Source organism: Thiocapsa bogorovii (genome assembly GCF_021228795.1).
Taxonomy (GTDB): domain Bacteria; phylum Pseudomonadota; class Gammaproteobacteria; order Chromatiales; family Chromatiaceae; genus Thiocapsa; species Thiocapsa bogorovii.
The window spans coordinates 3,082,117-3,108,643 of record NZ_CP089309.1; the positions used below are offsets into that span (position 1 = coordinate 3,082,117).

Genomic DNA, 26,527 nt, shown 5'->3' on the forward strand with positions numbered 1-26,527 from the left:
CTGCGGCGACGCCTTTAGGTCGCCCGGTATCGCGCCTGTTCCGGTTGTCGTGCTGACGAGATCGTATCCTGCTCGAGCGCATCCTCCTCATCGTCCTGCCGCTGTTCGCCGTCGTCGCGGTCGGGTTTTTCTATGCCCGACGTCACCGCCCGGACATGCGCGCGGCAACCGCGCTCAACATGGATGTCTTCGTACCTGCGCTTGTCTTCTCGGCGCTCGCATCGAAGGACGCCGACCTCGCCGCCTACGGACTACTGGCCTTTGCCGGCGTCGCGCTCGTGCTGGGGTCCGGTCTCATCGCGTGGCCGATCGCCCGACTGAGCGGCATCGCGGTGCGCACCTTCGTTCCGCCCATGATGTTCCTCAACTCGGGCAACATGGGCATCCCCTTGCTTGTGCTCGCCTTCGGCGAGCAGGCGATGCCGGCGGCGGTGGTGCTCTTCCTGATCGAGAACGTTCTGCACTTTTCGCTCGGCACCCGGATGCTCGACCGATATGCGGACATCCTCGGTGTTCTGCGCACCCCGGTGATGCTGGCCTGCATCGCCGGACTCGCCGTCAACCTCTCAGGCGTTTCCCTGCCGGAGGTGATCACCCGGCCGGTGGACATGCTCGGACAGGTCTCGATCCCGCTCATGCTCTTCACCCTGGGCGTGCGTCTCGTCGACGTCAACCTCGCGGACTGGCGTGTCGGACTGCTCGGCGCCGTGATCCGGCCGACCGTCGGCGCCCCGCTGGCCTGGGCGATCGCCCTTGTCCTTGCTCTGCCCCCCGAGCAGGCCAGTATCCTGATCGTGTTCGCTGCACTGCCGCCAGCGGTGCTCAACGCCATCTTCGCAGAGCGCTATGCCCAAGAGCCCGAGCGGGTCGCCTCCATCGTACTCCTCGGCAATGCCGCCGCCCTGATCACGCTTCCGGCTGTCCTGCTGTTGGTGCTCTGAACGTCGTCGTGCTCGCGACGGGCGGTGGTCGTCGGACGGCTCGGATCCAACAGATCCAACCAGAGCGGCAGGCCGTGAGACTAGGCGATCTGCGAGCCTGGCAATCACGTCCCGCTGCGGTCGGGTGTCGAGCAACTCGGCCGGGGTCACCCTCGTGCCGAGCGAAGCGCGAAGGAGTGCGCCGGCGAGACAGGCAACCGAATCCGAATCACCCCGGATCCGCGCGGCCTTCTCGATCCCCAGACCCGGATCCTCCGGCAAGAGCCGAGGCCGAGCTGCAATCGCCGACCGCGACATGGGCCGTCATGAGAAATACATCCCGTTCGGTCGAGTCAACGAGGACAACGGCGCGCTGTAGCTGGCCTTAGGAAGCTCCGCCAACACCAGCGCCCGGGTGTCGAGGTAGGATCAATCGATCTTTCGATGATAGAAACCGACCTCGGCGATACAGACATCCGCATGAAAGACCCGACCGATGCCGAGGATCCCGAGCTTGGTCAGTCGGCGGGTATCCAGCCGCTGGACCAGCCGATGTGGCTCGAAGGAGTCGAAGGGCAGATACACCTCGCGCCATTCGGGTCCGGCGACGAAGGTGGCGCGATAGGATTGCCAGGGCAGCAAGGTCGCCGTGGATTTCAGATGGAGGTTGTAGACCTCCCGATTGCCGTGTACAAGGAGCCGAATCCCGTCGAATGCGCTCGCATCCAGCCCGGTTGCGGGAGCGCCCGGCGGGGTCAGATCCAGGATCGCCTGTACGAAACCACCGTTGTTTGCAAGGCTGACCTCGCCGGCGAGACACAGCGCCTGCCGACCATCGACGACGCGCCGCCCGATGGCGCCTTCGGAGCGCCCGCCCATCACCTGATCGGTCACGGCACGCCAGGGCGTACCCAGTGCCGATAGACCGTCCGGGCGGGTGAAATCGTCGATCAGACCGTCGTCGGCAGAGGATGGATTGAGGATACCGAGCATGAGCAGCAACCCCGCGATGATGGAACCGAGAGAGTGACCTTGATACATTGACCCGTGAAAAGCTAGGTGATTCTTGACATCACCCAACCGGATGGCCCCAATGACCGCCCGACCGAGCTACCTCTACCTCGCTATGCTGTCCGCCGCTGCGGCGCTTTGGTTTTCCATGACGCTCGCGATCGGGGATGCGCCGGCGACCGAGCCCCAATACCTGCCGGTCTCGGCTAAGGCCGAGGTGGGCTCCGCGACCATCCTGCTGGAGGTCGCGCGCACTCCGCAGGAGCGCGCACGGGGCCTCATGTTCAGACCGACCCTTCCGGACGATCGCGGGATGCTCTTCCCCGCCGATCCATCGCGCCCGATCCGGATGTGGATGAAGAATGTTCCGGTTCCGCTCGACCTGATCTTCATCTACCAAGGTCGGGTCGTGGCATTGGCAGAGCAGGTGCCGCCCTGTGTCGAGGCGTCCTGTCCGAGCTACGGCCCCTTCAAGCGAGCGGTCGATCAGGTGCTCGAGCTGCGGGCGGGGCGTGCCGCCGAGTTGGGGCTGCGCGCGGGCGATCCGATTCGAATCACCGACATGGCCCCGTAGGCGAAAAGGGCCGATCTAACGTCGTCCGATCTCCTCGAGGCGTTCGAGCCTTGCGGGGCTGTGTCCGGGCTGGACTGCCGCAGTCAGTCTCCTTCACGCCCCCCATGCTCGAAATCCACCTTATCGTAGATCTCCTGCATCGCGACCCGGCACCCGAGAGAGGCAAAGACCACCTCCGTATCGAGACCCTCGGTCTCGCTCAGCACCCAACGAGCGTCGGGCTGGCGGGTAAAGATCTCGACCAGCGGCTGATCCTGGCTCACCAGTACGTGTTCTTGGAGGCTTGGCAGTCGGCGATAGGTCGCGAACTTGCCGCCGCGATCGTAGGCCTCGGTCGAACCGGACAGGACCTCGACAATCAGCGCGGGGTTCAGCAGCACATCCTGCCGATCGTCATGGAACCGAGGCGGTTCGCAGAGTGCGGTCAGATCCGGATACGTCGCGGCATTCGCCGCTTCGATGCGGACCCGCATGTCGCTCGGCAGCACATGACAGGGTCTGCCCTTCAGCCGGGCGCGCAGCTCGCTTCCCAGATTGAGCACGAGCAGGTTGTGATTGAAGGAGGCGCCCGTCATCGCGAAGACCTCGCCGTTCACATACTCGTGCTTGGCGCCGCGCGCCGCACGCTCGGCAGCGAGGTAGTCCTCGAATCCATACTGCGACTGGGTCTTAATCGTCATCGACCTTGGTCCGTTCGGTTGTCGCCGCCTGATCCTTCAGGCTACAAAAGTCCGGTCAGAGCGCTTAGAAAGGCGGCGTTCTCCTCGGCCCGACCGACTGTCACCCGCAGACATTCATCCAGCGTGGGGTGCGCGCCGTTGAGGTTCTTGATCAGGATACCCTGAGCCTTCAGCCCCTCGAAGAGGATGTCGGCGCGACCCTCGCCGACACGCATCAGGATGAAATTGGCCTCGCTCGGATAGGCGTGGACGCCGTTCAGGGTCGAGAGGGCCGTCTGGAGACGCTGGCGTTCGGCTCGAATCATCCGTGCCTGCTCGTCGAGGAGCGGTTTGTGTCTCAGGGCAAAGGCCGCGGATGCCTGGGTCAAGACGTTGATGTTGTAAGGCAGGCGCACCTTGTCGATCTGCTCGAGCCAGGCCGGCGGACCGACCAGATAACCGAGCCGGATCCCGGCCAGCCCCATCTTCGAGACCGTGCGCATGACCAGGAGGTTCTGCCAGTCGCCGAGTAGACCCAGGAAGCTGCAATCGGTGAAGGGCGCGTAGGCCTCGTCGACGATGACCAGGCCCGGTGCCGCCTCGATGATGCGCACCATGTCGTCTGAATCGAAGCGATTGCCGGTCGGGTTGTTCGGATAGGCCAGATAGATCAACGCCGGCTGCTCGCGCTCGATGGCGTCGAGCATGACCGGAAGATCGATCGAGAAGTCGTCCGAGCGCAAAGGCACGCCGACATAGTCCATGCCGGCGAAGCAGGCGATCATGCGGTACATGACGAAGCCTGGGTCGAGCGACAGGACCTTCCGACCGGGCTGGGCGACCGCGATGGCGAGCATCTGGATCAACTCGTCGGAGCCGTTGCCCAAGAGCAAACCCATGTCCGACGGAATGCCCATCGCTTGGCGCAAGGCCGCTTGGACCGCCGTACCCTGCGGGTCCGGATAGCGGTTCAGGGCGAGGTCGTGCATGCCCTCGAGCCATTCGGCCTTAAGTGTATCCGGCCAACCGTAGGGGTTCTCCATGGCATCGAGCTTGATCAGTCCCGCCGGATCGGGGACATGGTAGGCCGACAGGGCACGAATATCGGGACGAATGAGCTGGGTGATCAGGTCAATCATGGGCGTCTCGCGAAGATCCTAGGATAAACCCGGCTCGGCCGCCGGCTCCACCGCGCCGCGATATTCGGCGGAGCGTGCATGTGCGGTGAGCCCCTCCCCTCGGGCCAAGACCGAAGCCGTCTTGGCCAACTGCGCCGCGCCGGCGGCCGAGGCCATGATGAGGCTGGATCGTTTCTGAAAGTCGTAGACGCCCAGGGGGGATGAAAACCGTGCGGTGCGCGAGGTCGGCAAGACATGGTTCGGCCCGGCGCAATAGTCGCCGATGGCTTCGGCGGTGTAACGCCCCATGAAGATGGCGCCGGCATGTCGGATCCGGCCCACGATGGCCTGTGGGTCTTCGACGGACAGCTCCAGATGCTCTGGTGCGATCCGGTTGGCGACGGCGATGGCATCGTCCAGGTCTCGCGCCAGGATCATCGCACCGCGCCCGCGTAAGGCGGTCGCAATGATGGTCTCGCGCTCCATGCTCGGCAGCAGCCGTTCGATGCTCGCGGCGACCCGATCCAGGAAGTCCGCATCCCAGCTCAACAGGATGGATTGAGCATCCTCGTCGTGCTCAGCTTGCGAGAACAGGTCCATGGCGATCCAGTCCGGATCCGTCGCGCCGTCGCAGACGACCAGGATCTCCGAAGGACCGGCGACCATGTCGATGCCGACCTGCCCGAAGACGGCGCGTTTTGCCGTCGCCACATAGATGTTGCCGGGCCCGACGATCTTGTCGACACCCGGGATGGTCTCGGTCCCGAAGGCGAGTGCGGCGACCGCTTGCGCCCCGCCGACGGCGAAGGCGCGATCCGTTCCGGCGACATGGGCCGCAGCCAGGACCAGCTCGTTGAGCTCCCCATCCGGTGTGGGGACGACCATGATCAGCTCGCCGACACCGGCGACCTTGGCGGGGATGGCGTTCATGAGGACCGAGGAGGGATAGGCGGCCTTGCCGCCCGGCACGTAGAGCCCGACACGATCCAGTGGCGTGACCTGCTGACCCAGCAGGGTCCCGTCGGCCTCGGTGTAGCTCCAGCTTTCGAGCTTCTGGTGCTCGGCGTAGGCACGAATGCGCGCGGCAGCTGTTTCGAGTGCCTCGCGTTGCGCCGCCGGAATGCGCCCCCAGGCCGCTTCCAGTCGCGCCCGCGGGATCTCGAGATCGGCCGCGCACGCCGGTGTCCAGCGGTCGAAGCGCGTCGTGTAGTCGAGCAGTGCGGTATCACCGCGGGTGCGCAGATCACGGATGATGGATGCAACCGTCTCCTGGACCCGGTCGTCCGAGACCGAGTCCCAGGCGAGCAAGCCATCCAAGACGGCGTGGAAGTCAGGGTCCGTCGTCGAGAGACGTCTGATGGTGCTCACGGATGCTCAACTCCCCGGTCCACGCGACCGATCCGAATGGGTTTGGGCCGATTGGTTTGGTGTCGATCGGCCGGCGACGGCCTCGCGCAGCGCGCCCAGCAAGGCCGTCACCGCCCCATGTTTCATCTTCCAGGATGCCTTGTTCACTACCAGGCGCGAGCTGATGTCGGCGATATGCTCGAGCGGGACAAGCCCGTTGGCCTTCAGGGTGTTGCCGCTCTCGACCAGATCGACGATGCGATCCGAGAGCTGGACCAGGGGCGCCAGCTCCATCGAGCCGTAGAGCTTGATGATCTCGACCTGCTCGCCCTTGGAGGCGTAATAGCGCTCGGCGCTCTTCACATATTTGGTTGCGATGCGAAGCCGCCGTGTCGTCGGTGCCGCAACGTCCGGCAGACCGGCGACCATCAGCCGGCAGCGCGCGATACCCAGGTCGAGCGGCTCGTAGAGCCCTTCGCCCCCGTGCTCGAGCAACACATCCTTGCCCGATACGCCCAGATCCGCAGCGCCGTATTGGACATAGGTGGGCACGTCGCTCGCGCGAATAATGAGAAAGCGTACGTGCGCCATGTTGGTCTCGAGGATCAGCTTGCGGCTGGTCTCGGGGTCGTCGAGCGGCTCGATCCCGGCATGGGCCAAGAGCGGCAGGGTCTCGTCGAAGATTCGGCCCTTGGAGAGCGCGATGGTAAGCGGCGTGTCGAGACTCATGATGTCGCTGTCCTTATTGGCGCCTGTGGCCCCTATGGGTTCTTAACCTGCACCTGGTCCCGGGGTCCGGCGAATCGCCGCGCCCAAGGCCGAAAGTTTTGCCTCGATGTTGTCATAACCGCGGTCGAGGTGATAGATGCGGTCGATCAGCGTCTCGCCCGAGGCGACCAAGCCCGCCAGGACCAGACCGGCCGACGCGCGCAGATCGGTCGCCATCACGGGCGCTGCGGTCAGACGCTCCACGCCCCGGCAGATGGCCACATTGCCTTCGATACGAATGTCCGCACCCATGCGCTGCAGCTCCAGCACGTGCATGAAGCGGTTCTCGAAGATGGTTTCCGTGATGGTCCCGACCCCTTCGGCGATGCTGTTCAAGGCGCAGAATTGGGCTTGCATATCGGTCGGAAACGCGGGATGCGGCGCCGTGTGCAGATCGACCGCGCGCGGGCGTCTGCCCTGCATGTCGAGCCGGATCGAATCCGTGCCGACCTCGATCGCGGCGCCGGACTCGCGCAGCTTCTGGAGCACGGCATCCAGACAATCCGGCCGGGTGTGGGTAACGGTGATACAGCCGCCGGTCATGGCCGCGCCGACCAGGAAGGTCCCGGTCTCGATGCGATCGGGCATCACCTCGTAGTGGGCACCGCCGAGACGCTCAACACCCTGCACATGGATCCGGTCTGTTCCGGCACCCTCGATCCGCGCGCCCAGGGCGATCAAAAACTCGGCGAGATCGATCACCTCCGGCTCGCGTGCCGCATTCTCGATCACCGTCTCGCCGTTCGCCAGGCTCGCGGCCATCAGCAGGTTTTCGGTGCCTGTGACCGAGACCAGATCCATGACCAGACGCGCGCCGTGCAGGCGTTGCGCACGGGCGCGGATATAGCCGCCCTCCACATGGATCTCCGCGCCCATGGCGCGCAGTCCGTCGATATGTAGGTTCACCGGTCGCGCCCCGATCGCACAGCCGCCGGGCAAGGAGACATCGGCCTGGCCGTAGCGCGCGAGCAGGGGGCCGAGGACCAGAATCGAGGCGCGCATCGTCTTGACGAGCTCGTAGGGTGCGGCGAAGCTGGTCAGCTCGCGGGGCTGAACCTCAACCCGGCATCCGTCCTCGAGGGACAAGGAGGCCCCCATGCGTCCGAGTAGCTCCAACGTGGTCCTGATATCGCGCAGACGCGGGACGTTGCCGAGCGTCACGGGTGCATCCGCCAAGAGTGTGGCGGCAAGGATCGGCAAGGCGGCGTTCTTCGCGCCGGACGCGCGAACCTGACCCTGCAACGGGGTGCCGCCTGTGATGAGAAGCTTATCCATGAAGGCCTTAAACCGCGCACCGAGCGGTATGCGATGTTTTTGGATGGAATCGGCCCCGACAGACTTGACGACCGCCGGAGTTGGCGCGGTTTAAGATATTAAAAAATATAATCATTTTAAATAGCGTCCCCGCCGAGAGCGATGGATACACAAGATGAAGGCCCAGGAACGTTTGGGTGACGAGCTCGGAGGCGGGATTGCACAACGCGCGTTCTCGGGGCAAAGCCACCCGGCCATCGACCCCGAGCGGCTCCGGAGCCTCAGCGACCGATGGCGGATTCCATCGGCAGGAGTGTGGCGAGGTTCGACACGGCAGCGATTCGCGCCAGCGAATCCGGCAGGTTTCGATAAGTCACCCGGGCGCCGCGCGCACGGGCAACGTCAAGCCACTCCAGCAATAGGGCGAGCCCGGCGCTGTTCGCGGACTCCACGCCGGCGAGATCGATATCGACCGACGCATCACGTTTGAACAAAGCGATCCCGCTGACGGCGATACGATTGACTGTGGAGAAGTCCAAGACGCCGTTGAGAGCGTAACGCCCCTCGCCGAGGGGCGTCAGTCGCGCCTCCTTCATTCTCGCGTCCGTGTGTTCATCTCGCCGAGCTTTGCGATCAGGCCGTCGATCCCGCCTTGGCGGATCTCGTTTGCGAAGCTCGTGCGGTAGTTCCCGACCAGGCTGGCGTTGTTGATGACCACGTCGTACACCTTCCAGTTTCCGGCGTTGTTGTGCATCCGATAGTCGACCGGGATCGGCGCGGAACCGGGCGAGAGGATCTCCGTGGAGACGGTGACGGTGGAGGGCTGGCGACCCGGCTTGATCGGCAGGTAGCGGATCTCCTCACCCGAATAGCTCAGGATCGAGCGCGCATAGGTCCGAATCAGCACCTGTTTGAAGCCGTTGACCAGCGCACGCTGCTGCGCAGGTGTCGCATCGCGCCAGGATTGCCCGACCGCGCCTTGCGTAATGCGCTCGAAATCGAAATGCGGCGCGACCCCGCTCTCGATCATCCCGAAGATCAGCGAAGGATTGCGGTCGACCTCCGAGCGGCGCGCTTCGAGCGTCTTCAGCATAGTCTCGGTGGTCCGTTTGACCAGAGCCGTCGCGTCGTCGGCATAGGCAAATGAGGCGCCCGACCAAAGCACTCCAAGTAAGGTCAAGAGAAAGAGGAAGGAACGTCGAATCGGCATTAGTCGCCTCCGGCTTTACTGAATAGGAATTGTCCGATCATTTGCTCCAAAATCAGGGCCGACTGGGTCTGGGCGATCTCGTCGCCGTCGCGCAGAAACTCCATGCTTCCGCCGGGTTCGAGGGCGACGTACTGCTCCCCGAGCAGTCCGGCGGTGAAGATGTTCGCAAAGGTGTCGTCCGGGATGGTGTCGGTCGCTGCATCGATGCGCATGGTGACCACCGCCTCGTAGGTGTCTTTGTCGAAGCTCACGTCCTCGACACGCCCGACACGCACGCCGGCCATGCTCACCGGCGACCTCGCCTTGAGGCTGCCGACGTTGGAGAAACGTGCGGTCAATCGATAGCCTTCGCTGTTGACTGCCGCGCTCAGGTTGCTGACCTGCATCGCGAGGAAGAACAGGGCCACAAAGCCCACCGCCATGAAGAGGCCGACCAGGATCTCGATGCCGCGTTGTTTTCCCATACCGATCATTCCCCGAACATCAAGGCCGTCAAGACGAAATCGAGTCCCAACACCGCGAGTGCGGCGAGGACCACGGAGCGTGTCGTCGCCCGGCTCACGCCCTCGGACGTCGGAATCGAATCATGTCCCTGAAAGAGTGCAATCCAGGTCACGACGACACCGAAAACGACGCTTTTGATGACACCGTTGACGATATCCTCGTCGAAGTCGACCTTCGACTGCATCTGACTCCAAAAGGATCCCGAATCCACACCGAGCAGACCGACACCGACAAAGTAGCCGCCGAGCACGCCGACCGCGCTGAACATGGCCGCGAGCAGCGGCATCGCAAGGACCCCGCCGAGAAAACGCGGGGTCAGGATTCGGCGCACCGGATCGACCGCCATCATCTCCAGGCCCGAGAGCTGCTCGGTCGCTTTCATGAGACCGATCTCTGCGGTCAGGGCGGAGCCGGCGCGTCCGGCCACCAGTAGCGCCGTGACCACAGGGCCAAGCTCGCGCACCAGTGAGGCCGCGACCATGACGCCGAGGCTTTCCGCCGCCCCGAACTGGGACAGCACGTAATAGCCCTGCAGACCCAGCACCATGCCAACGAATAATCCCGAGACCCCGATGATCAACATCGAGAGCACGCCGATATTGAAGACCTGCGCGACGAGCAGCCCCGGGCGTCGCAGCACCTCGCCGATACCCAACACCATACCGGCGAGCAGCAGGTGCGCGCGCCCGAGTCGCTCCAGCGTGCCGAGCCCGCTGCGTCCAAGCCGTGCCAAGCCGTCAAGAAGCATCAGGCGATTCCCCGCGGCAGCAGATCATCCGTCAAGGGCGGTGCCGGGTAGTGGAAATGCACGGGTCCGTCCGGCAGCCCGTCCATAAACTGACGCACCCAGGCCGAGCGGTCGGCGGCAATCTCCTGCGGTGTTCCCTGCGCGATGACCTCTCCGTGCGAGATCACGTACAGGTGATCCGCGATACTCGCCGTCTCCTCCACGTCGTGGGACACCAATACGCTCGTCAGACCCGCTGCATCGTTGAGCTGTCGGATCAGGGTCACCAGCATCCCCTTGGAGATGGGATCCTGGCCCGTGAAGGGCTCGTCGTAGAGGATCATGTCGGGATCCAGCGCAATTGCGCGAGCCAGTGCCACGCGACGCGCCATCCCGCCCGAGAGCTCACTCGGCATCAGGTCACGCGCGCCGCGCAGACCAACCGCCTCGAGCTTCAGCAGGACGAGCTTGCGCAGCATCGAGGGGCCCAGGTCCGTATGCTCGCGCAGCGGATAAGCGACATTGTCGAAGACATTCAGGTCGGTCAACAGGGCGCCGCTCTGAAACAGCATCCCCATTCGCCGGCGCAGCCGGAACAACGCCGACTTTCCCAGCGTTTGAACGGGCTGGCCGTCGACCTCGATACTGCCGGCGTCCGGGCGCAGCTGTCCGGTGATGAGTTTGAGCAGGGTCGTCTTGCCCGTGCCGCTCGGACCCATGACGGCGGTGACGGCGCCGCGCCGGATATCCATATCGACTCGATCGAGCACGACCTGCGTCCCGCGGCGAAAAGAAAGCCCGCGAATCTTCACCAAAACATCGCCGTCGGGTCGCGAGCGTCTCTCCGGCGAAGGGCCGGAGCTTACAGCATCGGGTTGATCCGCGGGCTCGGGGGAGCCGGGCGCGGAGACTGCGGCGGGGCGCGTCGCTCGGGGGCGTCGACTTCCCATAGATCGTATCGCTGTCGGCGCGGGTGGAAAACACGCCATTCTGGCGGGCTTGCGTCGGAGCGTCAACCGCCGGATCGCCAACCTAGGCCGAGCAACTCCACGAGTGACTGCCAACGACGCACGTCCTCGAATCGCGCCCTGCCCATCAACGCGAGCGCGGGGCGACCCTGGGCCGCCGACGCAAGCTCCTCCAGCCAGCGGCGCGCCGCGCGTAGATCCCGATCGAGCCCGGCGGGTACCGCACAGGCAAGGGCCGATGCGCGAGAATCCGCTGCCGGCAGGGAGTCGAGCAGCAGGTATGCGGGCTCGTAAAGGCTGCCGGCGGCGGCTTGACCCGGACGCAGGAGCCAGCCGCCGAAACGCTCCCCGAGGAGCGCTTGAACCCCGGCAGACGTTGCGAGCACCTCTGCGGAGGGGTCAAGGTGGAGATAGAATGCGAAGGATGCCGGCACGTCGCGGGACCATTGTGCGACGCGTCCCGCATCGGCACGTCTCCAGGCGTCCGTGTCGAGCGCAATCGCGTTGAACGCGTTGGCGAAATAGGTCAACCGCCAATCCTCGGGGAGGTCGTCCGGATAGAAGTCGTCGTCGCCGGGCGACGGATTCCAGCCGGTTCTGACGGGGAGAATGCCACTCATGTTCTCGATGTGACTCCGGTTGGATCGCCTTGGGTCCCGGCGCAGCGCTGCCGTGCCGTGATGCACCCAGCCACCCACCCACGGCGATCGCCCGGCGGGACACCGGGGCGCTCATTGGTGTATTTTGCAACGCGCCGTCGCCGATGCGGATAGGGCACGATGGAGGACCTCGGAGCAGCATGACAGATCCACGCAGACTCGGCAGCCCGCAAGTGCAGCTTGCGCTTGGCGAATCGGCCAAGATCAAGGCGCTCGGGCGCGCCGTCGTCGAGACCGAGGCCGCCGCGGTCACCGCGCTGGCCGAGCGGATCGACGAGGGGTTTGTGGCCGCGTGCCGCTACATGCTGGCCTGCGAGGGCCGCATCGTCGTGCTCGGCATGGGCAAGTCCGGCCATATCGGCGGCAAGATCGCGGCAACCCTGGCAAGCACGGGCAGCCCGGCCTTCTTCGTGCATCCGGGCGAGGCCAGTCACGGGGACCTCGGCATGATTACGCCCCGAGACGTGGTCCTGGCCCTGTCAAACTCGGGCGAAACGGCCGAATTGCTGACGCTGCTGCCCCTGCTCAAACGGCTCGGCGTGCCCCTGATCAGCATGACTGGCAAGCCGAAGTCGACCTTGGCACGAGAGGGTGACGTCCATCTCGACGTGAGCGTCGCAAGCGAGGCCTGTCCGCTCGGGCTCGCCCCGACCTCGAGCACCACCGCAACCCTGGTCATGGGCGATGCCTTGGCTATCGCCCTGCTCGAGAGCCGCGGCTTTACCGCCGAGGACTTCGCCCGCTCCCATCCGGCCGGCAGTCTCGGACGGAGGCTCTTGCTGCATGTCGGAGAGGTCATGCATCGCGACGAGCAATTGCCGTCGGTCCCGTTGGGTACGACCCTGCGCGAGACGCTGGAAGAGATGTCGCGCAAAGGCTTGGGCATGAGCGCCGTCGTCGACGACGCGGGCCGTCTTGCCGGGATCTTCACCGACGGCGATCTGCGACGCGCGCTCGACCGCGGGATCGATGTCCATCGCACCGCCATCGACGCCGTGCTGACCCCCGACTGCATCACGATCAAGGCCGATGCCCTCGCCGCCGAAGCCCTGCGGCTCATGGAGTCGAGGTCCATCAACGCGCTGCTCGTCATCGACGACACCGGCCGACCCGTCGGCGCACTGAACATGCACGATCTACTGCGCGCCGGGGTCATGTGAGAAAACCGCCGGCCGCCAGCCGAAAGTTGATACCCGGAAGCTGAAAGCTGATGGCAGGAGGCTGGAAGCTAGAAACCGAAGGCTCCCCCGCCCCCCGACTCGACACCAAAGAGGACCGATCCCATGCAAGACATCCTCGAACGCGCCGCGCGGATCCGCCTGGTCATCTTCGACGTCGACGGAGTTCTGACCGACGGCAGCCTCTATCTCGGCGACGACGGCCAAGAGTATAAGGCGTTCAACTCGCGTGACGGACACGGTATGGTGATGCTCCAGGAGAGCGGGGTGCAGATCGGAATCATCACGGGCCGAACCTCGCAGGTGGTCAGTATCCGCATGAAGGGCCTCGGAGTAGAGCACCTCTTCCAAGGTTGCCGCGACAAGCTTCCGGCCTACGAGGCGCTCAAGCAGGAGCTGTCCCTCGGCGACGAGGCGATCGCCTATGTCGGAGACGACCTCATGGATCTTCCCGTCATGCGTCGGGTCGGACTCGCCGTTGCGGTCGCCGACGCCCACCATCTGGTGCGCGGTCATGCCCATCTCTGTACTCAAGCGCGCGGTGGTCGTGGGGCTGCCCGCGAGGTCTGCGAGCTGATCATGGAAGCTCAGGGCACGTGGGCGCGGATCATCGCCGGGACGCAATGAGCGGGCGTGTCCGGGTCAGCGATCTACCGGTCTGGTCCGCACGGCAGTGGACGCTCGCCGCCTTCTTCGTGACTTCAGGGCTGCTCGGGTGGTGGCAACTGCGCCCCGAGCCCGAGCCGCCGGCACCTGAAGTCGAGCGTGCTCGGCTGCCGGATTATGTGGTTTCGCGCTTCAACGCCGTAGAGACCGACGACATGGGGAAACCGAGCCGGAGCCTGGTCGCCGACCAGCTGCGCCAGTATGTCGAAGAGGATGTCTCGGAGCTCGATCGCCCGCGCATGACCCTCTATCAGCGCGAGGGCGATACCGCCGTCGAGCCGTGGCGCGCACGCGCCGACACCGGCCTCGTCCTCCCCGGCGGCGAGGAGGTTCTGCTCGAGGGGGCGGTGGAGCTCGAGCGCAAGGGCGACGCGAGCCGGCCCGACACCCACATGGAGACCGAGCTGATGCGTATCTGGCACAAGAAGGCTTTCGCGGAGACGGACCGGCCGGTCCAGGTCACCAGTGCCTTGGATCGGCTGAACGCCACCGGGATGCGCCTCTGGTACGACGAGCCCGTGCGTGCCCAATTCGACGGACGCGCATATCTTTATATTGCGCCCGAGCAGGACGAGGAGCCATGAGCGAGAGAGGATTCTACGACCGGCGGCGGGACACCGTCACGGCCGCGACCCTGGCCTTCGTCATTGGCCTCGCGAGCGCCCCGGCGGCAGCGCTCGAGGACGATGCGAACCAACCCATCTTGATCGAAGCAGACGACGTCGAGGTTCTGGAGGCGGAGAACACCAGCATTTATGTCGGAAACGTTCAAGTCGACCAAGGAAGCATGCGACTCCTCGGAGATCATGTGACCGTTTATCATCGCGACGACCGCCGCCCGCGTTTTATTATCGCACTCGGCGCCCCGGCGAGCTTCAAACAGCTCCTCGACAACGACGAGGGCGAGGTCCTGGCCTTCGCGAAGCGGATGGAATACGACGCCGACAAGGACGAGCTCACCCTCATCGAGGACGCCTTGCTGATTCAGGGGGCCGACCGCGTCGCGAGCGAGCGCATCGTCTACGATCGCGCGCGCGCCCATTTTCGCGCGGGGGGCAGCGGACGGGTCAAGATCACCATCACCCCGGAGGAGGAATGAGGCTAAACCGCGTCCGGGGCAGACGATGACCTTTGATCGGAGACCACCCTTGAACAATCCCGAGAGCCTAGGCGGCGACGCGGTTTAGGATGAGCGATCTTATCGCGGATTCCGACTCGGACTTAAACCGCGCCCGGTGCGGTATGCGTCGTTTGTTGGGGTGGCTTGGCTGCGCCAGCTCCGACAACTGTCTGAGCTGGAACGGTTTACGGTATTCAGAATATTTGATTCCAAACCGCGTCTTCTAAAAGGTCGAAAAAATCCTTGAACCCGACACAACATGAAAACGACGCGTTTCACTCTGGACGCGGTTTAGGGTCGGGCTCGACGACGCTGCGCGCGGAGCATCTGAAGAAGAGCTACCGCGGACGCCAGGTCCTGCGGGACGTCAGCGTCGGTGTGGATGCCGGCGAGGTCGTGGGCCTGCTCGGACCGAACGGCGCGGGCAAGACCACCTGTTTTTATCTGATCGTCGGCCTGATCCCGGCGGACGAGGGCCGTATCGCGCTGAGCGGGCAGGACATCACACTAAAACCGATGCATGCGAGGGCACGCTCCGGCCTGAGCTATCTGGCACAAGAGCCCTCCGTGTTTCGTAAGCTCAGCGCGCGCGACAACATCCTGGCCATCCTGGAAACACGCCGCGATCTATCCCGGGCCGACCGTAACCTGCGCTGCGAGCGCCTCCTCGAAGAGTTGGGAATCGCCCATGTCGGTGGATCGCTTGCGCTGAGCCTCTCCGGCGGGGAGCGGCGCCGCCTGGAGATCGCACGCGCGCTCGCGGTCGACCCCCTGGTGATGCTGCTCGACGAACCCTTCGCCGGGGTCGACCCGATTGCCGTCGGAGACATCAAGGCTATCGTTTCGCATCTGCGCGATCGCGGGATCGGCGTACTGATCACCGACCACAACGTGCGCGAGACGCTCGATATCTGCGACCGCGGTTACATCATCAGCTCGGGGTGCGTCATCGCGGCAGGCACCCCCGCCCAGCTCTTGGCCGATCAACAAGTGCGCGACGTCTACCTGGGCGCAGATTTCTCCATGTGAGCGCAAGCCCGCCACTTCACCGGCACGCGCATCCGTTGGATGCTCTTTCCGAGATGTTGGGTGTAAGATGGCCGGCATGCCTCGGCTGATGACGCCTTCACCGGACTCAAACGGCTGGAATCGAGCAGAATTGGCCATGGCCGCTACCTGATCGAACACATCGAAAAGCGCATCCGCGATCCATGAAGCAATCCATCCAGCTTCGGCTCGGCCAACACCTGACCATGACGCCTCAGTTGCAGCAGGCGATCCGTCTGTTGCAGCTCTCGACACTGGAGCTCCAGAAGGAGATTCAGGAGGCGCTGGACACCAACCTCATGTTGGAGGAGGGCGACGAAGCGGACCGATTCAACGTCGGCGAGCAGCCGCAAACGGGCACCATCCAGAGCGAGGATATCGAAACACCGCGCCTGGCGGTCGAGCAAACCGTCGACCGCGAGATCCACGCCGAATCCAACGAGATGCCCGACGAGCTGCCCGTCGACACGCTCTGGACCGATGTCTTCGACTCCTATCTGCCGAGCACGTCGCACGGATCCGACGACGGCTCGGACTACGATCCCTTTGCCCAACAGAGTCGCCCTCAGACCCTGCTCGACCACCTCGCTTGGCAGCTCAACCTCTGCAGGCTGAGCGAGCGCGACAATATGATCGCCCAAGCGGTTATCGATTCGATCGACGCCGACGGCTATCTGCGCATCGATATCGACGAGCTGCTCCTGACCGTCGACCATCCCGAGATCAGCGCAGAGGAGGTCGAGGCGGTTGTTCACCGCATTCAATCCTTCGACCCCCCGGGCGTGGGTGCGCGCAATCTCCCCGAGTGCCTGCTGATTCAACTGAGCCAGCTGCCTGCCCAAACGCCTTGGCGAAACGCTGCGATGGCGATCTGCCGCGACGGGTTCGAGTATCTGGCGAAGCGCGACGTCGCTTCCCTGGTCCGTCAGCTGAAGGAATCCGAGGAAGCCGTTGCCGGAGCGCTGGCCCTGATCCGACGTCTCAATCCGCGACCCGGAAGCCTGATCGCCGGCGCACCGGCCCAGTATGTCGTTCCCGATATCTTCGTGCGCAAACGCGAGGGCCGATGGTCGGTCGAGCTCAATCCCGAGTCAATGCCTAAACTCAGAGTGAACGCCGAGTATGCGCGCCTGATCCGGCGCGCCGATCAAAGCGCGGACGGCGTCACCTTGAAGAGCCATTTGCAGGAGGCACGCTGGTTCATCAAGAGCCTGGCCAGCCGCAACGACACGGTGCTGCGCGTCGGGGCGAAGATCGTCGAGATGCAGCAGGAGTTCTTCGAGCACGGAGACGAGGCGATGAGACCGATGGTTCTGCGCGATGTCGCCGAGGCTTTGGAGCTTCACGAGTCGACCGTATCGCGAGTGACGACACAGAAATACATGCACACGCCGCGGGGAACCTTTGAATTCAAGTATTTCTTTTCCTCGCACGTCAACACCGCTTCTGGCGGGGAATGCTCGTCGACCGCGATCCGTGCCCTAATCCGCAAGCTGATCGCCGGCGAGTCCGCGAGAAAGCCCATGAGCGACAGCAAGATCGCACAAGAACTCGCCGATCAGGGGATCAATGTCGCGCGGCGAACCGTCGCCAAGTACCGCGAGGCCATGGGGGTTCCACCCTCAAACGAGCGCAAGCGCCTGGATTAGCAGGCACTTTGAACAATAAGGAGTCAGCAGATGCAGATCAATTTGACGGGTCATCACATTGACGTCACCGACGCGCTGAAGGGCTACGTCGACACGAAGTTCGAGCGGCTTGCGCGGCACTTCGACCACGTCATCAACGCGCACGTCATTCTCAGCGTCGAGAAGCTCGCCCAAAAGGCCGAAGCGACACTGCATATCAACGGCAACAAGCTCTTCGCCGACTCGGTCCATGAGGACATGTACGCTGCGATCGACGGTTTGATCGACAAGCTCGATCGCCAAGTGCTTCGCCACAAGGAGAAAAAGAACGATCATCGCGCTACGAGCCCGAAGATCAGCGAGGGCGAAGAACCCGATCAGATCTGATGCACCAGGCGTCGCGAAGGCGCCTCCGAGACCCCCGATGGGCGCTCTTGCCCGTCGGAGGCATGATACGAACGGGATCGGTGAGGGTTGGCAGGCGGAATCGCCGACCCCGTCCAGACATCCGAGGATTCTCAGGATCCATGATCACATATTCTCGCCCGCCATCGCTGCGCGGGCCCCGTTTCAAGAGCCAGCCGAAGCGCCCGTTACCCGCGGCGCACGGGAGCCGATACCGATGCTCAGCCCGGAACTGATCAACGAGGCCCGAATCGGTCAGGGGCTTGAGATTTCCAGCAAGAAGCGCTTGCTCGAGACCCTTGCCGAGCTGCTCGCCAACGACCATCCGCGCTTGAGTACGGAGAACGTCTTCGAGCGCCTCCTCGAGCGCGAACGCCTCGGCAGCACCGGTCTCGGACACGGCGTGGCCCTGCCTCACGCGAGGATCAAAGAGGTCTCGCAGGTGATCGGGGCTTTCGTACAAACGACTCGGGGGGTCGATTACGACGCCGCCGACGGCGAGCCGGTCGATCTGGCCTTCGCGCTCTTGGTTCCGGAGACGGCGACCGAGGAGCACCTCCAACTGCTCGCCTATCTGGCAGGCCGCTTCAGCGAGTCCGCAACGCGGTCGCAACTGCGCGACGCCGACTCGCCCGCGGCGATTCTGGACCTTTTGAAGGCCACCTAGCGGTCAAGCCGGGCCGCCAGCGATGATCGAAAGCCTTCAATCTCTGATCGCTCAGACCGGACCCCGGCTGAAGCTGCGCTGGATCACGCCGGAGCCGACGGCCGCGCGTCCGCTGCGCGGCGACGATCCCGGAACCACCCGGCAGTCGCTCATCGGCTCACTGAACTGCATCCACCCCAATCGGCTGCAGGTGATCGGCAATGCCGAGCTGATCTATCTGGCGCACCTGGGCCGGACCGCCTTCGGCGAGACCGTGGAGAAGCTCTTCGGGGATCATCCGACCGCCGTCATCTTCTCCGACGGTATCGAACCGGAGCCCGCCTTCCGCGAGGCCGCCGAGCAGACACGCACGCCGCTCATCGGCTCCTCCCTGGGCGACGAAGAGCTGATCAACCACCTTCGCTACTTCCTGACCCATGCGCTCGCCGAGCGCCGCACGGTGCACGGCGTCTTCATCGAGGTCTTGGGCATGGGCGTCCTCTTGGTCGGTGATCCGGCCGTCGGCAAGAGCGAGCTGGCACTCGACCTGATCTCGCGCGGCCACCGGCTCATCGCCGACGACGCGCCGCGTTTCGCGCGCATCGCCCCGGAGACCTTGGAGGGGACCTGTCCCGAAGCCCTGCGCGATTTTCTCGAGGTTCGCGGTCTGGGGATCCTCAACATCCGCGCCATGTTCGGCGAGGGCGCCGTCGTGCGCAGCAAGACGCTGAACCTCATTATCGATCTCCAGCCGCTCGACCAGCAGCAGTTGGAGTGCATCGATCGACTCAGCGGCAGCCTCTCGGTACGCAACATTCTCGGGGTCGCCGTCCCCAAGATCACGATGCCGGTTGCGCCTGGCCGCAACCTGGCGATCTTGGTCGAGGCGGCCGTGCGACACCAGATACTGCGCATTCGCGGCTACGATGCCGGTGTCGACTTCGTCGACCGCCAGGCGCGCGCCATCAGTATCGATCGACCCGACCCGCCGAGATCACCGTTATGACCGGACCACCCGCAGAGGAGCACGGGCGCGAACGCGCACAGTCCGTCGGCAAGCCGATGAGGCTGGTCATCCTCAGCGGCCTGTCCGGCTCGGGAAAAAGCGTCGCGCTTCACACCCTGGAGGACGTGGGTTTCTACTGCATCGACAACCTGCCGCTCTTCTTGCTGCAGGATCTCGCTCTCGGACTGCACGAGGGGCTCGACGATGCCTTCACGATGACTGCGGTCGGGATCGACGTGCGGACCAGTCCGGGCAGCGGTCCCGAGGAGCTCCGACACCTTCCCGAGCTGGTTCGCTCGGCACGCGAGCGCGGTATCGGCTGCGACGTCCTCTTCCTCGACGCACAGACCGAAACCCTGATCAAGCGCTTCAGCGAGACCCGTCGCAAGCACCCCTTGACCGGCGGGGACCGCTCGTTGCCGGAGGCGATTGCGCTCGAGCGTCGCCTCCTCGAGCCGATTCGCAGCTGCGCGGATATTCGCATCGACACGACCCAGACCAACGTCCATGAGCTGCGCGATCTCGTGCGCAGCCGCTTGGTCGGCGGCGACTCCCCGAAGGCATCCATCCTGCTTCAGTCCTTCGGCTTCAAGCACGGTGTCCCCCACGATGTGGACTTCGTCTTCGACCTGCGCAGCTTGCCCAATCCGCATTGGCAACCCGAGCTGCGCCGCTTGACCGGACGCGATCGGCCCGTCATCGAGTTCCTCGATTCCGCCGAGGCGTTTTGCAGGATGCGCACCGACATCCAGGGGTTCTTCGACCGCTGGATCCCCAGCTTCGAAACGGACGGGCGCAGCTATCTGACGATCGCGATCGGGTGTACGGGCGGGCAGCACCGCTCGGTCTACATGACCGAATCCCTGCGGCATCATTTCGAGTCCGAGGGTCATCAGGTCATGGTGCGGCATCGGGAGCTACCTTGAGCGTCGGTCTACTCATGATCACCCATCAGCCGTTCGGCGCGGACCTGCTTCGGGTCGCGGCGGCAATCTTAGGCGGACCTCCGCCGGGGATCGAGGCGATGGAGGTCGTCAACGACGTGCCCTGCGAGATCTTGGCGGCGCAAGCCGCCGAGCGCTTGGATCGACTGGACGCGGGCGAGGGCGTCCTAATCCTGACGGATCTCTACGGCTCGACGCCGGCGAATGTCGCGGTATCGCTCCTTGGGATCCATGAGCGGCTCAGAGTGATTGCAGGACTAAATCTGCCCATGTTGTTGCGCGCTCTGACCTACGCCTCGCTCGACCTGGATACCGTCGCCGAGAAGGCGCTGCAGGGCGGGCGCGACGGTGTCGTGCTCTGCTCGCGACGAGACGACCGCACATGATTCGCAAAGAGATCGAGATCCTCAACAAGCTGGGTCTGCATGCCCGTGCGGCGGCCAAGCTCGTGCAATGCGCCGGACGCTTTGCCAGTCACGTCGAGATCGAGCGGCGCGGTCAGAGCGTCAACGGCAAGAGCATTATGGGCGTGATGATGCTGGCTGCGAGCCAGGGGACACGAATCACGGTCGAAGCGTCGGGCGAGGACGAGGATGCCGCCATGGCGGCGATCGAGGCGCTGATCGGCGAGCGCTTCGGAGAGTCCGAATGACCACCTCCTTTCAGGGGATCGGTATCTCGACGAGCCGCTCCCTGGCACTTGGACCGGCCTTCGTGGACGGGCGCGGCGGCCGAAGCGTCTCGCAGTCCTCGATCGCGGCCGACGAGGTCGCCGCCGAGATCGAGCGTCTCGACTTGGCCGTCACGGCAGCGCGCCAGGCCTTGAAGGCTGTGCGCAACCAGATCCCGCGCCACACGCCGTTGAACATCGCCGAGTTCATCGACACTCACTTGTTGATGCTCGAGGATGCCGCCCTGGTCGACGAGGTGCGCCGCATCGTTTCCGACGAGCTCTGCAATGCCGAGTGGGCGTTGCAACGCCAACGCGACACGTTGGTCGCGATTTTCAACGAGATGGACGATCCCTATCTGCGTACGCGCCGCGACGATGTCGAGCATGTCGTACAGCAGATTCAGACCTTCCTGCAGGGCGCAATCGAGCAGAGCGAGCCCTCGGCCCAGGATCTGGACGGTCGCGTCGTGGTGGCGCGCGACCTGACGCCCGCGGATGCGATCCTCCTGCACCATCGCGGTGCAGTCGCATTCGTGACCGAATTCGGCGGGCCCATGTCCCACACGGCCATTCTGGCGCGCAGTCTCGGGGTGCCCGCCGTGATGGGCATCCACAACATCACCCGCTACCTGCGCCAAGGCGAGCTCATCCTGGTGGACGGCGAGACCGGTACGGTCCTTGCCGATGCCGACCCACTCACCCTAACCTTTTTCCGCGGCCGGCTGCGCGCGGCAGAGGCCCGTCAGTTGCGTTTGCGCGGGCTGGTCGGACGCGCCTCCGTCACGCGCGACGGGGTCGACATCGATCTCCTCGCGAATCTCGAGCTTCCCGAAGACGTCGAGCTCGCGACTGCCAACGGAGCCAGCGGGGTCGGACTCTATCGCACCGAGTTCCTCTATATGAATCGCCGCGATCTCCCCGACGAGGAGGAGCATCTGGCGAACTATGCAGAGATCGTCGCAGGGCTCGGCGGGATCCCGGTGACCATTCGCACGTTGGACCTAGGGGTCGAAAAGCGCATCGAGACGGCCTCGGATCCGGGGCCCGGGGTCTCGAACCCCGCGCTCGGACTGCGCGCAATCCGCCTGTGCCTGAAGGAGCCCGACCTTTTTCGCCCGCAATTGCGGGCGATCCTGCGCGCCGCAGCGATCGGCCCGGTGCGGCTGATGTTGCCCCTCGTATCGAACGTCCATGAAGTGGATACGGTTCTCGCGCTGATCCGACAAATCAAGACTCAGCTCGACCGTGACGGGCTCGATTACGACCCGAACCTTCCGATCGGCGCCATGATCGAGGTGCCCGCCGCGGCCCTCTGCGCTCGAGCACTGGCCCGGCGTCTGGATTTTCTCTCGATCGGGACCAACGACCTCATCCAGTACACGCTTGCGATCGACCGACTCGACGACGGCGTCAACTATCTGTTCGATCCCACCCATCCGGCCATCTTGCGGTTGGTGCGCATGACCATCGAGGCCGCGCGCGACCTGAACCGACCGGTCAGCATGTGCGGCGAGATGGCCGGCGATCCACGCTTCACCCGACTCCTTCTGGGAATCGGGCTACGTGAATTCAGCATGCAGCCGGGCGCCATCCTGGACGTCAAAGAGGTCGTGCTGCAGGCCGACACACGCGATCTGAAGCGCCGCACCGCCGCGCTTTTCGCGCGTCTAGACGACATGGATCCTGGCGCCTTGATCGACGAGCTCAACGCCGCTTAAACCGCGCTTAAACCGCGTCCGACGGTCTAAATCGATGTCGGCCTGAGCATGGCGCCCTTGAGTCCACTAAGGGTCTTATCCCTGACGCGGTTTAAGAAAAAGAAAACCCAAAAAACCTCTAAATTTCTTAAACCGCGCGGCGCCGACGGTGGTTGGCAGCTGTGAGGTCGCACAGACAAACAAAGCATGCAGGTCACGCCGAGCGCGGTTTAAGCACGCCAACTGGCGAGGATGTCCATGCAGATCCGGTTCATCTCCTCCGCGCGCTGCGGACTGTCCGCCTCGGTGTAGGCCCGCAGCTCAGGGGCGTTTCCCGATGGGCGCAGGTGTGCGATCTCGCCGCTGGCGAAGGTGATCCTGAGACCGTCGGTGACATCCAGATCGGCGACCGGGCCGAAAGCGGCGCCGAACACGGACTGCGCCGCGGCCTTGTCCCCGGCCGGATCGCCGCGATGGATCTCGCCAAGATGCGCCCGAGCGATCTCGGTCGGAAAATCCTTCAGACGATCGCTCCAGGTGAAGCGGCGCGGGAGATCGGCGGACAGGGCCGACACCGGTTTCCCCTGCTCCACGGCGGCCCGCAGGATGGCGATCGCGACCAAGACCGCGTCTCGTGTCGGCAAGGCCGGCAGGATCCGGCCCTCCTGCTCGAGGTCGGTCGCGAGCAGGAAACCGCCGTTCGCCTCGTAGCCGACCACCCGGTCCAGTCCTCGGTCGACCAGATCCTGCATCCCTTCGATGACGAAGGGCGATCCGATACGGGTGCGCAGCACCGTCTCGAACCAGCCGGATCGCTCGACCGCCGTGTTGCTGCTCACGGGCGTCACCACCCCGCGGGCGCCGAGTTGATGTGCACACAGGATTCCGGCGATGTCCCCGCGCAACCAGTTTCCCGTCTCATCGCCGACCAGCGGACGGTCGCCGTCCCCGTCGGCCGAAACCAGGGCATCGAAGTTCCCCGTGGCGGCCCAGTCGCGCGCAAGCGCGACGTCGTTTGGGCGGATCGCTTCGGTATCGACAGGGACAAAGACCTCCGAGAATCCCAGCTGCGTCACACGTGCGCCGAGCCCTTCCAGCACATCGACATAAGCACCCCGAGCGACGCTCGAGTGCTCATAGACACCGACACGCAGGCCGTCCAGGCTGCCTGACGGGAAGAAGTTGAGATAGCGATCGAGGTAGTCGCGATAGGCAAGGGGATCCTCCTTGGGAAGCGCGGCGGACTGGTCTTCGACGAAGGCGCCGGCCGCATCGAAGAGCGTTTCGGCGACCTGAAGCGGCTGTCCGCGGATGCCCTCCTCGTCGCGTTTGAGGACCTCGCCCGTCGGCAGATTGAACTTGATGCCGTTGCGATCGTCCGGAATGTGGCTGCCGGTGACCATCAAGCTCGGAGCACCGCGGGTCAGTCCCCAGGCGGCAACGGCCGGACTCGGGATACGCCCCAGGTAGCGGGGTCGGCAGCCCAGATCCAGCGTCGCACGGGCGCAGGCGACCAGGATTCTGCTTGTGCTGGGTCTCAGATCGCCGCCCAAGCCGACCTCTGCATCCGGTGTGAGCCCCCCGCTCGCGCGAAGATAGCTGAGAAACCCGGCCGTATAGGCGTAGCACACCCGATCGGTCATCGCCTGCGCCAATCCGCGGGCACCGCTGGTTCCGAACGCCACACCGCTCATGTTCATCAAATCGCCGATCTGCATACACGCTCCTCGCATCGATTCCGGGAAATCGCAGCCCCGCTGCCAATCCTAACCCGGGGAACAGTTGCGTGGCGTGCGTCGGCGCATGGGATCGCTGCACGGCGAGATACGACTCCCGTTCGACTCGGTCACGGAGAATACAGTCCGGGAGGAGGGCCGGAAGGGGGTGTCGCTCGGGGCCACGGATCGGTTAAGCTCGGGGGCGCTGCTGCGTTCGTCTCGGCGCGTCCACCTGCCGCTTAAAACCAAGAACGATGTGACTCCGGACGGGCACGGCAGCAACCGGTGCAGGTTTACGGACAGGGGCTCGGCTACGTCTGACCGGTCAAACGACACCGAGCCGAAGGCGACGGATCCGCCGAACTTCCCTGACGATCACCACTTCGAGGAGTACCTCCATGCCCGACACGTCTCGCATGATCCCGCTCGTCTCGGCGGCAACGCTGGCGCTCGTCATCGGCCAAGGCGCTTTCGCCGAACCGCAGGCGAGCGAATCGAGCCAAACCGCGGTCGAGCCCGCGAACGAAGCGGCACCGGCGGCACCTGCACCGGCGGCACCGGCTGACGTGCCGGCCGATGCGTCCGCCGATGCCTCGACCGCTGCGCCCACACCCCGCGAGGCAGCCCGAGCGAAGGCCGAGGAGCGTCGCGCCGCCATGATGGCGGAGCGCGAGAAGCGCTACGAAGAGCTGCGCGCCCGTGCGGCCGAGATCGGCCTGGCGCTTCCCGAGACGCCGCCGTGGGATTCCACCGATCGGCCGCAGATGCCCGAGCCGCCAGCCCTGCCCGAGCGTCGCGGCATGTCGGCCGAGGACATGGAAGCGATGCGCGAACAACGACGTGTGATGCGTGAGCAGATGCTTTCCATGACCCCCGAAGAACGCCGTGCGATGCGCGATGCGCATTGGCAGCAAATGCGCGCCGATGCGGCGGAGCGCGGGATCGAGATGCCCGAAACGCCGCCATGGGCCGAGGCGGAGGAGCGCCGCAAGGAGATGGAGGAGCGGTTCGAGGCGTATCGCAAGACCGTCGAGGCAATGAGCGAGGAGCAGATCGAGGCGGCCCGCGCCCTGTTTGGAAGCCCTCCCCCCATGCCCGAGATGCCTCGCATGCCGCCTCAAGGCGGCTATGAGCCCCCGAGCTATGGGTACGGCTATGGTCCGCAGGGCGGCTATCCGGGCGGGATGCCCTATCCAAGCGAACGAGGGGGCATGGGGCATCCGCACATGATGCCCGATTACGGGACCCCCGGTTATGGAGCGCCCGGTTATGGCGCCCCGGGTTACGATCAGGGTCCGCCGCAGCCGGGCATGGGTTACTGATCTCGGGCAGCCGGCTCGTGGGCCGACGGGGTGCCGGCGTCGTGCGGCCGGCACCGTCGGTCCAGTTCGGCGTCAGTCGCGTATCCCAGTCTCCGAAGGACCCACGGGCTCGATCGCGGCGTCCACCCGGAGCCATCGATCGAGCAACCGCTGGACGGACTCGACGCCTTGGCGTTTCAAGGCAGAGAAGAGCATCACCTCGACCCGCCCCGCCATATCCGAGACGGCCTGCTCGACCGCATGCTGGGTTGCGCGGGCCGCCCCGGTCTTGAGCTTGTCCGCCTTGGTGAGCAGGACGAGCATCGGCAGATCGGCCCGTCCGGCCCAATGGAGCATCTGGCGATCGAACTCGGCCAGCGGATGCCGGATATCCATGACGACGACGAGACCGCCAAGCGAGCGGCGCTGCTCGAGATACCCGGCCATGTGCTGCTGCCAGTCGCGCTTGACCACATCCGGAACCTTGGCATATCCGTAGCCGGGTAGATCGACAAGGCGACGCATCTCGTCCAGCCCGAAAAAGATGAGCTGCTGCGTACGTCCGGGCGTCTTGCTCGTGCGCGCGAGCGCGTTCTGGTGACAGAGTGCATTGATCGCGCTGGACTTGCCGGCATTCGAACGCCCCGCGAATGCAACTTCGCGACCCTCGTCCGCGGGGCATTGATCGACACGCGCGGCGGCGGTCAGGAAATGAGCGCGTTGGTAGAATGGATTCATCGTAGCGGGTACCGGGGCCGAAGCCGCCGTTTCCGGACGCG

The 26,527-nt window shown here is 64.7% G+C and carries 30 protein-coding genes; 16 read left to right on the forward strand and 14 right to left on the reverse strand.

Going from position 1 to position 26,527, the window contains the following annotated elements; all coding sequences use genetic code 11:
* Positions 1-155: 155 nt before the first annotated feature.
* Positions 156-941: an AEC family transporter gene (locus LT988_RS13920; protein ID WP_332460483.1), complete on the forward strand. Its 786-nt coding sequence runs from the start codon at positions 156-158 to the stop codon at positions 939-941.
* A gap of 408 nt (positions 942-1,349) precedes the next feature.
* Here LT988_RS13920 and LT988_RS13925 read toward each other — a convergent pair whose 3' ends face one another.
* A complete protein-coding gene (locus LT988_RS13925; RefSeq protein ID WP_232406170.1) occupies positions 1,350-1,961 on the reverse strand; it encodes a CIA30 family protein in 612 nt (203 codons plus the stop codon).
* 52 nt (positions 1,962-2,013) lie between these two features.
* Between LT988_RS13925 and LT988_RS13930 the strand changes: the two genes are divergently transcribed.
* Positions 2,014-2,505 (forward strand): DUF192 domain-containing protein, encoded by a 492-nt coding sequence (locus tag LT988_RS13930; RefSeq protein WP_232406171.1) that lies wholly within the window; start codon positions 2,014-2,016, stop codon positions 2,503-2,505.
* Between the two features lie 83 nt (positions 2,506-2,588).
* Here LT988_RS13930 and LT988_RS13935 read toward each other — a convergent pair whose 3' ends face one another.
* The 11 genes from LT988_RS13935 to LT988_RS13985 all read right to left on the reverse strand — a co-directional run bounded on the left by LT988_RS13935 (position 2,589) and on the right by LT988_RS13985 (position 11,680).
* Positions 2,589-3,185 (reverse strand): Uma2 family endonuclease, encoded by a 597-nt coding sequence (locus tag LT988_RS13935; protein ID WP_232406172.1) that lies wholly within the window; start codon positions 3,183-3,185, stop codon positions 2,589-2,591.
* Positions 3,186-3,226: 41 nt separating this feature from the next.
* Complete coding sequence (gene hisC, locus LT988_RS13940) at positions 3,227-4,303, reverse strand: histidinol-phosphate transaminase (RefSeq protein ID WP_232406173.1); 1,077 nt, start codon at positions 4,301-4,303, stop codon at positions 3,227-3,229.
* A gap of 18 nt (positions 4,304-4,321) precedes the next feature.
* Positions 4,322-5,650 (reverse strand): histidinol dehydrogenase, encoded by a 1,329-nt coding sequence (gene hisD / locus LT988_RS13945; protein ID WP_232406174.1) that lies wholly within the window; start codon positions 5,648-5,650, stop codon positions 4,322-4,324.
* A 6-nt stretch (positions 5,651-5,656) separates the two neighbouring features.
* Positions 5,657-6,358: an ATP phosphoribosyltransferase gene (gene hisG, locus LT988_RS13950; RefSeq protein WP_232406175.1), complete on the reverse strand. Its 702-nt coding sequence runs from the start codon at positions 6,356-6,358 to the stop codon at positions 5,657-5,659.
* Positions 6,359-6,400: 42 nt separating this feature from the next.
* Complete coding sequence (murA, locus tag LT988_RS13955) at positions 6,401-7,672, reverse strand: UDP-N-acetylglucosamine 1-carboxyvinyltransferase (protein ID WP_232406176.1); 1,272 nt, start codon at positions 7,670-7,672, stop codon at positions 6,401-6,403.
* Positions 7,673-7,932: 260 nt separating this feature from the next.
* Complete coding sequence (locus tag LT988_RS13960; RefSeq protein WP_232406177.1) at positions 7,933-8,247, reverse strand: STAS domain-containing protein; 315 nt, start codon at positions 8,245-8,247, stop codon at positions 7,933-7,935.
* A complete protein-coding gene (locus LT988_RS13965) occupies positions 8,244-8,861 on the reverse strand; it encodes an MlaC/ttg2D family ABC transporter substrate-binding protein (RefSeq protein ID WP_232406178.1) in 618 nt (205 codons plus the stop codon). The genes LT988_RS13960 and LT988_RS13965 overlap by 4 nt, the downstream gene beginning before the upstream one ends.
* Positions 8,861-9,325: an outer membrane lipid asymmetry maintenance protein MlaD gene (mlaD, locus tag LT988_RS13970; RefSeq protein ID WP_232406179.1), complete on the reverse strand. Its 465-nt coding sequence runs from the start codon at positions 9,323-9,325 to the stop codon at positions 8,861-8,863. The genes LT988_RS13965 and mlaD overlap by 1 nt, the downstream gene beginning before the upstream one ends.
* A 5-nt stretch (positions 9,326-9,330) precedes the next feature.
* Positions 9,331-10,113: a lipid asymmetry maintenance ABC transporter permease subunit MlaE gene (mlaE, locus tag LT988_RS13975; RefSeq protein WP_232406180.1), complete on the reverse strand. Its 783-nt coding sequence runs from the start codon at positions 10,111-10,113 to the stop codon at positions 9,331-9,333.
* The gene (locus LT988_RS13980; protein WP_232406181.1) at positions 10,113-11,042 is read right to left on the reverse strand and encodes an ABC transporter ATP-binding protein; all 930 of its coding nucleotides are present in this window, start codon (positions 11,040-11,042) and stop codon (positions 10,113-10,115) included. Before LT988_RS13980 ends, mlaE begins: the two co-directional genes overlap by 1 nt.
* Before the next feature lie 62 nt (positions 11,043-11,104).
* On the reverse strand, positions 11,105-11,680 hold the full coding sequence (locus LT988_RS13985; RefSeq protein WP_232406182.1) for a DUF72 domain-containing protein: 576 nt from the start codon (positions 11,678-11,680) through the stop codon (positions 11,105-11,107).
* Positions 11,681-11,859: 179 nt separating this feature from the next.
* On the opposite strand from LT988_RS13985, the gene LT988_RS13990 reads away from it, so the two are divergent.
* From LT988_RS13990 to ptsP, 13 genes are all read left to right on the forward strand, one after another.
* Entirely contained in the window at positions 11,860-12,879 is a 1,020-nt protein-coding gene (locus LT988_RS13990) for a KpsF/GutQ family sugar-phosphate isomerase (RefSeq protein ID WP_232406183.1), read from the forward strand.
* A 123-nt stretch (positions 12,880-13,002) separates the two neighbouring features.
* The gene (gene kdsC, locus LT988_RS13995) at positions 13,003-13,524 is read left to right on the forward strand and encodes a 3-deoxy-manno-octulosonate-8-phosphatase KdsC (protein ID WP_232406184.1); all 522 of its coding nucleotides are present in this window, start codon (positions 13,003-13,005) and stop codon (positions 13,522-13,524) included.
* The gene (gene lptC / locus LT988_RS14000) at positions 13,521-14,147 is read left to right on the forward strand and encodes an LPS export ABC transporter periplasmic protein LptC (protein ID WP_232406185.1); all 627 of its coding nucleotides are present in this window, start codon (positions 13,521-13,523) and stop codon (positions 14,145-14,147) included. Before kdsC ends, lptC begins: the two co-directional genes overlap by 4 nt.
* Entirely contained in the window at positions 14,144-14,662 is a 519-nt protein-coding gene (gene lptA, locus LT988_RS14005) for a lipopolysaccharide transport periplasmic protein LptA (protein ID WP_232406186.1), read from the forward strand. Before lptC ends, lptA begins: the two co-directional genes overlap by 4 nt.
* A 333-nt stretch (positions 14,663-14,995) precedes the next feature.
* Complete coding sequence (gene lptB / locus LT988_RS14010) at positions 14,996-15,712, forward strand: LPS export ABC transporter ATP-binding protein (protein ID WP_232410587.1); 717 nt, start codon at positions 14,996-14,998, stop codon at positions 15,710-15,712.
* 182 nt (positions 15,713-15,894) lie between these two features.
* Positions 15,895-17,379 carry an RNA polymerase factor sigma-54 gene (locus LT988_RS14015; RefSeq protein ID WP_232406187.1) on the forward strand — a complete coding sequence of 495 codons (1,485 nt, stop codon included), beginning with the start codon at positions 15,895-15,897 and terminating at the stop codon, positions 17,377-17,379.
* Between the two features lie 30 nt (positions 17,380-17,409).
* Positions 17,410-17,745, forward strand: coding sequence for a ribosome hibernation-promoting factor, HPF/YfiA family (hpf, locus tag LT988_RS14020; protein ID WP_232406188.1), 336 nt, complete (start codon positions 17,410-17,412; stop codon positions 17,743-17,745).
* A gap of 235 nt (positions 17,746-17,980) precedes the next feature.
* Positions 17,981-18,430 (forward strand): PTS sugar transporter subunit IIA, encoded by a 450-nt coding sequence (locus tag LT988_RS14025; RefSeq protein WP_007192274.1) that lies wholly within the window; start codon positions 17,981-17,983, stop codon positions 18,428-18,430.
* Positions 18,431-18,452: 22 nt separating this feature from the next.
* Positions 18,453-19,415, forward strand: a complete 963-nt coding sequence (gene hprK, locus LT988_RS14030) for an HPr(Ser) kinase/phosphatase (protein WP_232406189.1) — start codon at positions 18,453-18,455, stop codon at positions 19,413-19,415.
* 56 nt (positions 19,416-19,471) lie between these two features.
* Complete coding sequence (gene rapZ / locus LT988_RS14035; RefSeq protein ID WP_232410588.1) at positions 19,472-20,341, forward strand: RNase adapter RapZ; 870 nt, start codon at positions 19,472-19,474, stop codon at positions 20,339-20,341.
* On the forward strand, positions 20,338-20,745 hold the full coding sequence (locus LT988_RS14040) for a PTS sugar transporter subunit IIA (RefSeq protein WP_232406190.1): 408 nt from the start codon (positions 20,338-20,340) through the stop codon (positions 20,743-20,745). Before rapZ ends, LT988_RS14040 begins: the two co-directional genes overlap by 4 nt.
* On the forward strand, positions 20,742-21,011 hold the full coding sequence (locus LT988_RS14045) for an HPr family phosphocarrier protein (protein ID WP_007192278.1): 270 nt from the start codon (positions 20,742-20,744) through the stop codon (positions 21,009-21,011). Before LT988_RS14040 ends, LT988_RS14045 begins: the two co-directional genes overlap by 4 nt.
* Entirely contained in the window at positions 21,008-22,750 is a 1,743-nt protein-coding gene (ptsP, locus tag LT988_RS14050) for a phosphoenolpyruvate--protein phosphotransferase (protein ID WP_232406191.1), read from the forward strand. Before LT988_RS14045 ends, ptsP begins: the two co-directional genes overlap by 4 nt.
* Before the next feature lie 209 nt (positions 22,751-22,959).
* Here the strand turns inward: ptsP and LT988_RS14055 are convergent, their stop codons facing one another.
* A complete protein-coding gene (locus LT988_RS14055) occupies positions 22,960-24,447 on the reverse strand; it encodes a phosphomannomutase (protein ID WP_232406192.1) in 1,488 nt (495 codons plus the stop codon).
* Positions 24,448-24,845: 398 nt separating this feature from the next.
* Between LT988_RS14055 and LT988_RS14060 the strand changes: the two genes are divergently transcribed.
* Positions 24,846-25,769 carry a DUF1104 domain-containing protein gene (locus LT988_RS14060; protein WP_232406193.1) on the forward strand — a complete coding sequence of 308 codons (924 nt, stop codon included), beginning with the start codon at positions 24,846-24,848 and terminating at the stop codon, positions 25,767-25,769.
* Positions 25,770-25,841: 72 nt separating this feature from the next.
* Here the strand turns inward: LT988_RS14060 and yihA are convergent, their stop codons facing one another.
* Positions 25,842-26,486, reverse strand: a complete 645-nt coding sequence (yihA, locus tag LT988_RS14065) for a ribosome biogenesis GTP-binding protein YihA/YsxC (protein WP_232406194.1) — start codon at positions 26,484-26,486, stop codon at positions 25,842-25,844.
* Positions 26,487-26,527 lie beyond the last annotated feature (41 nt).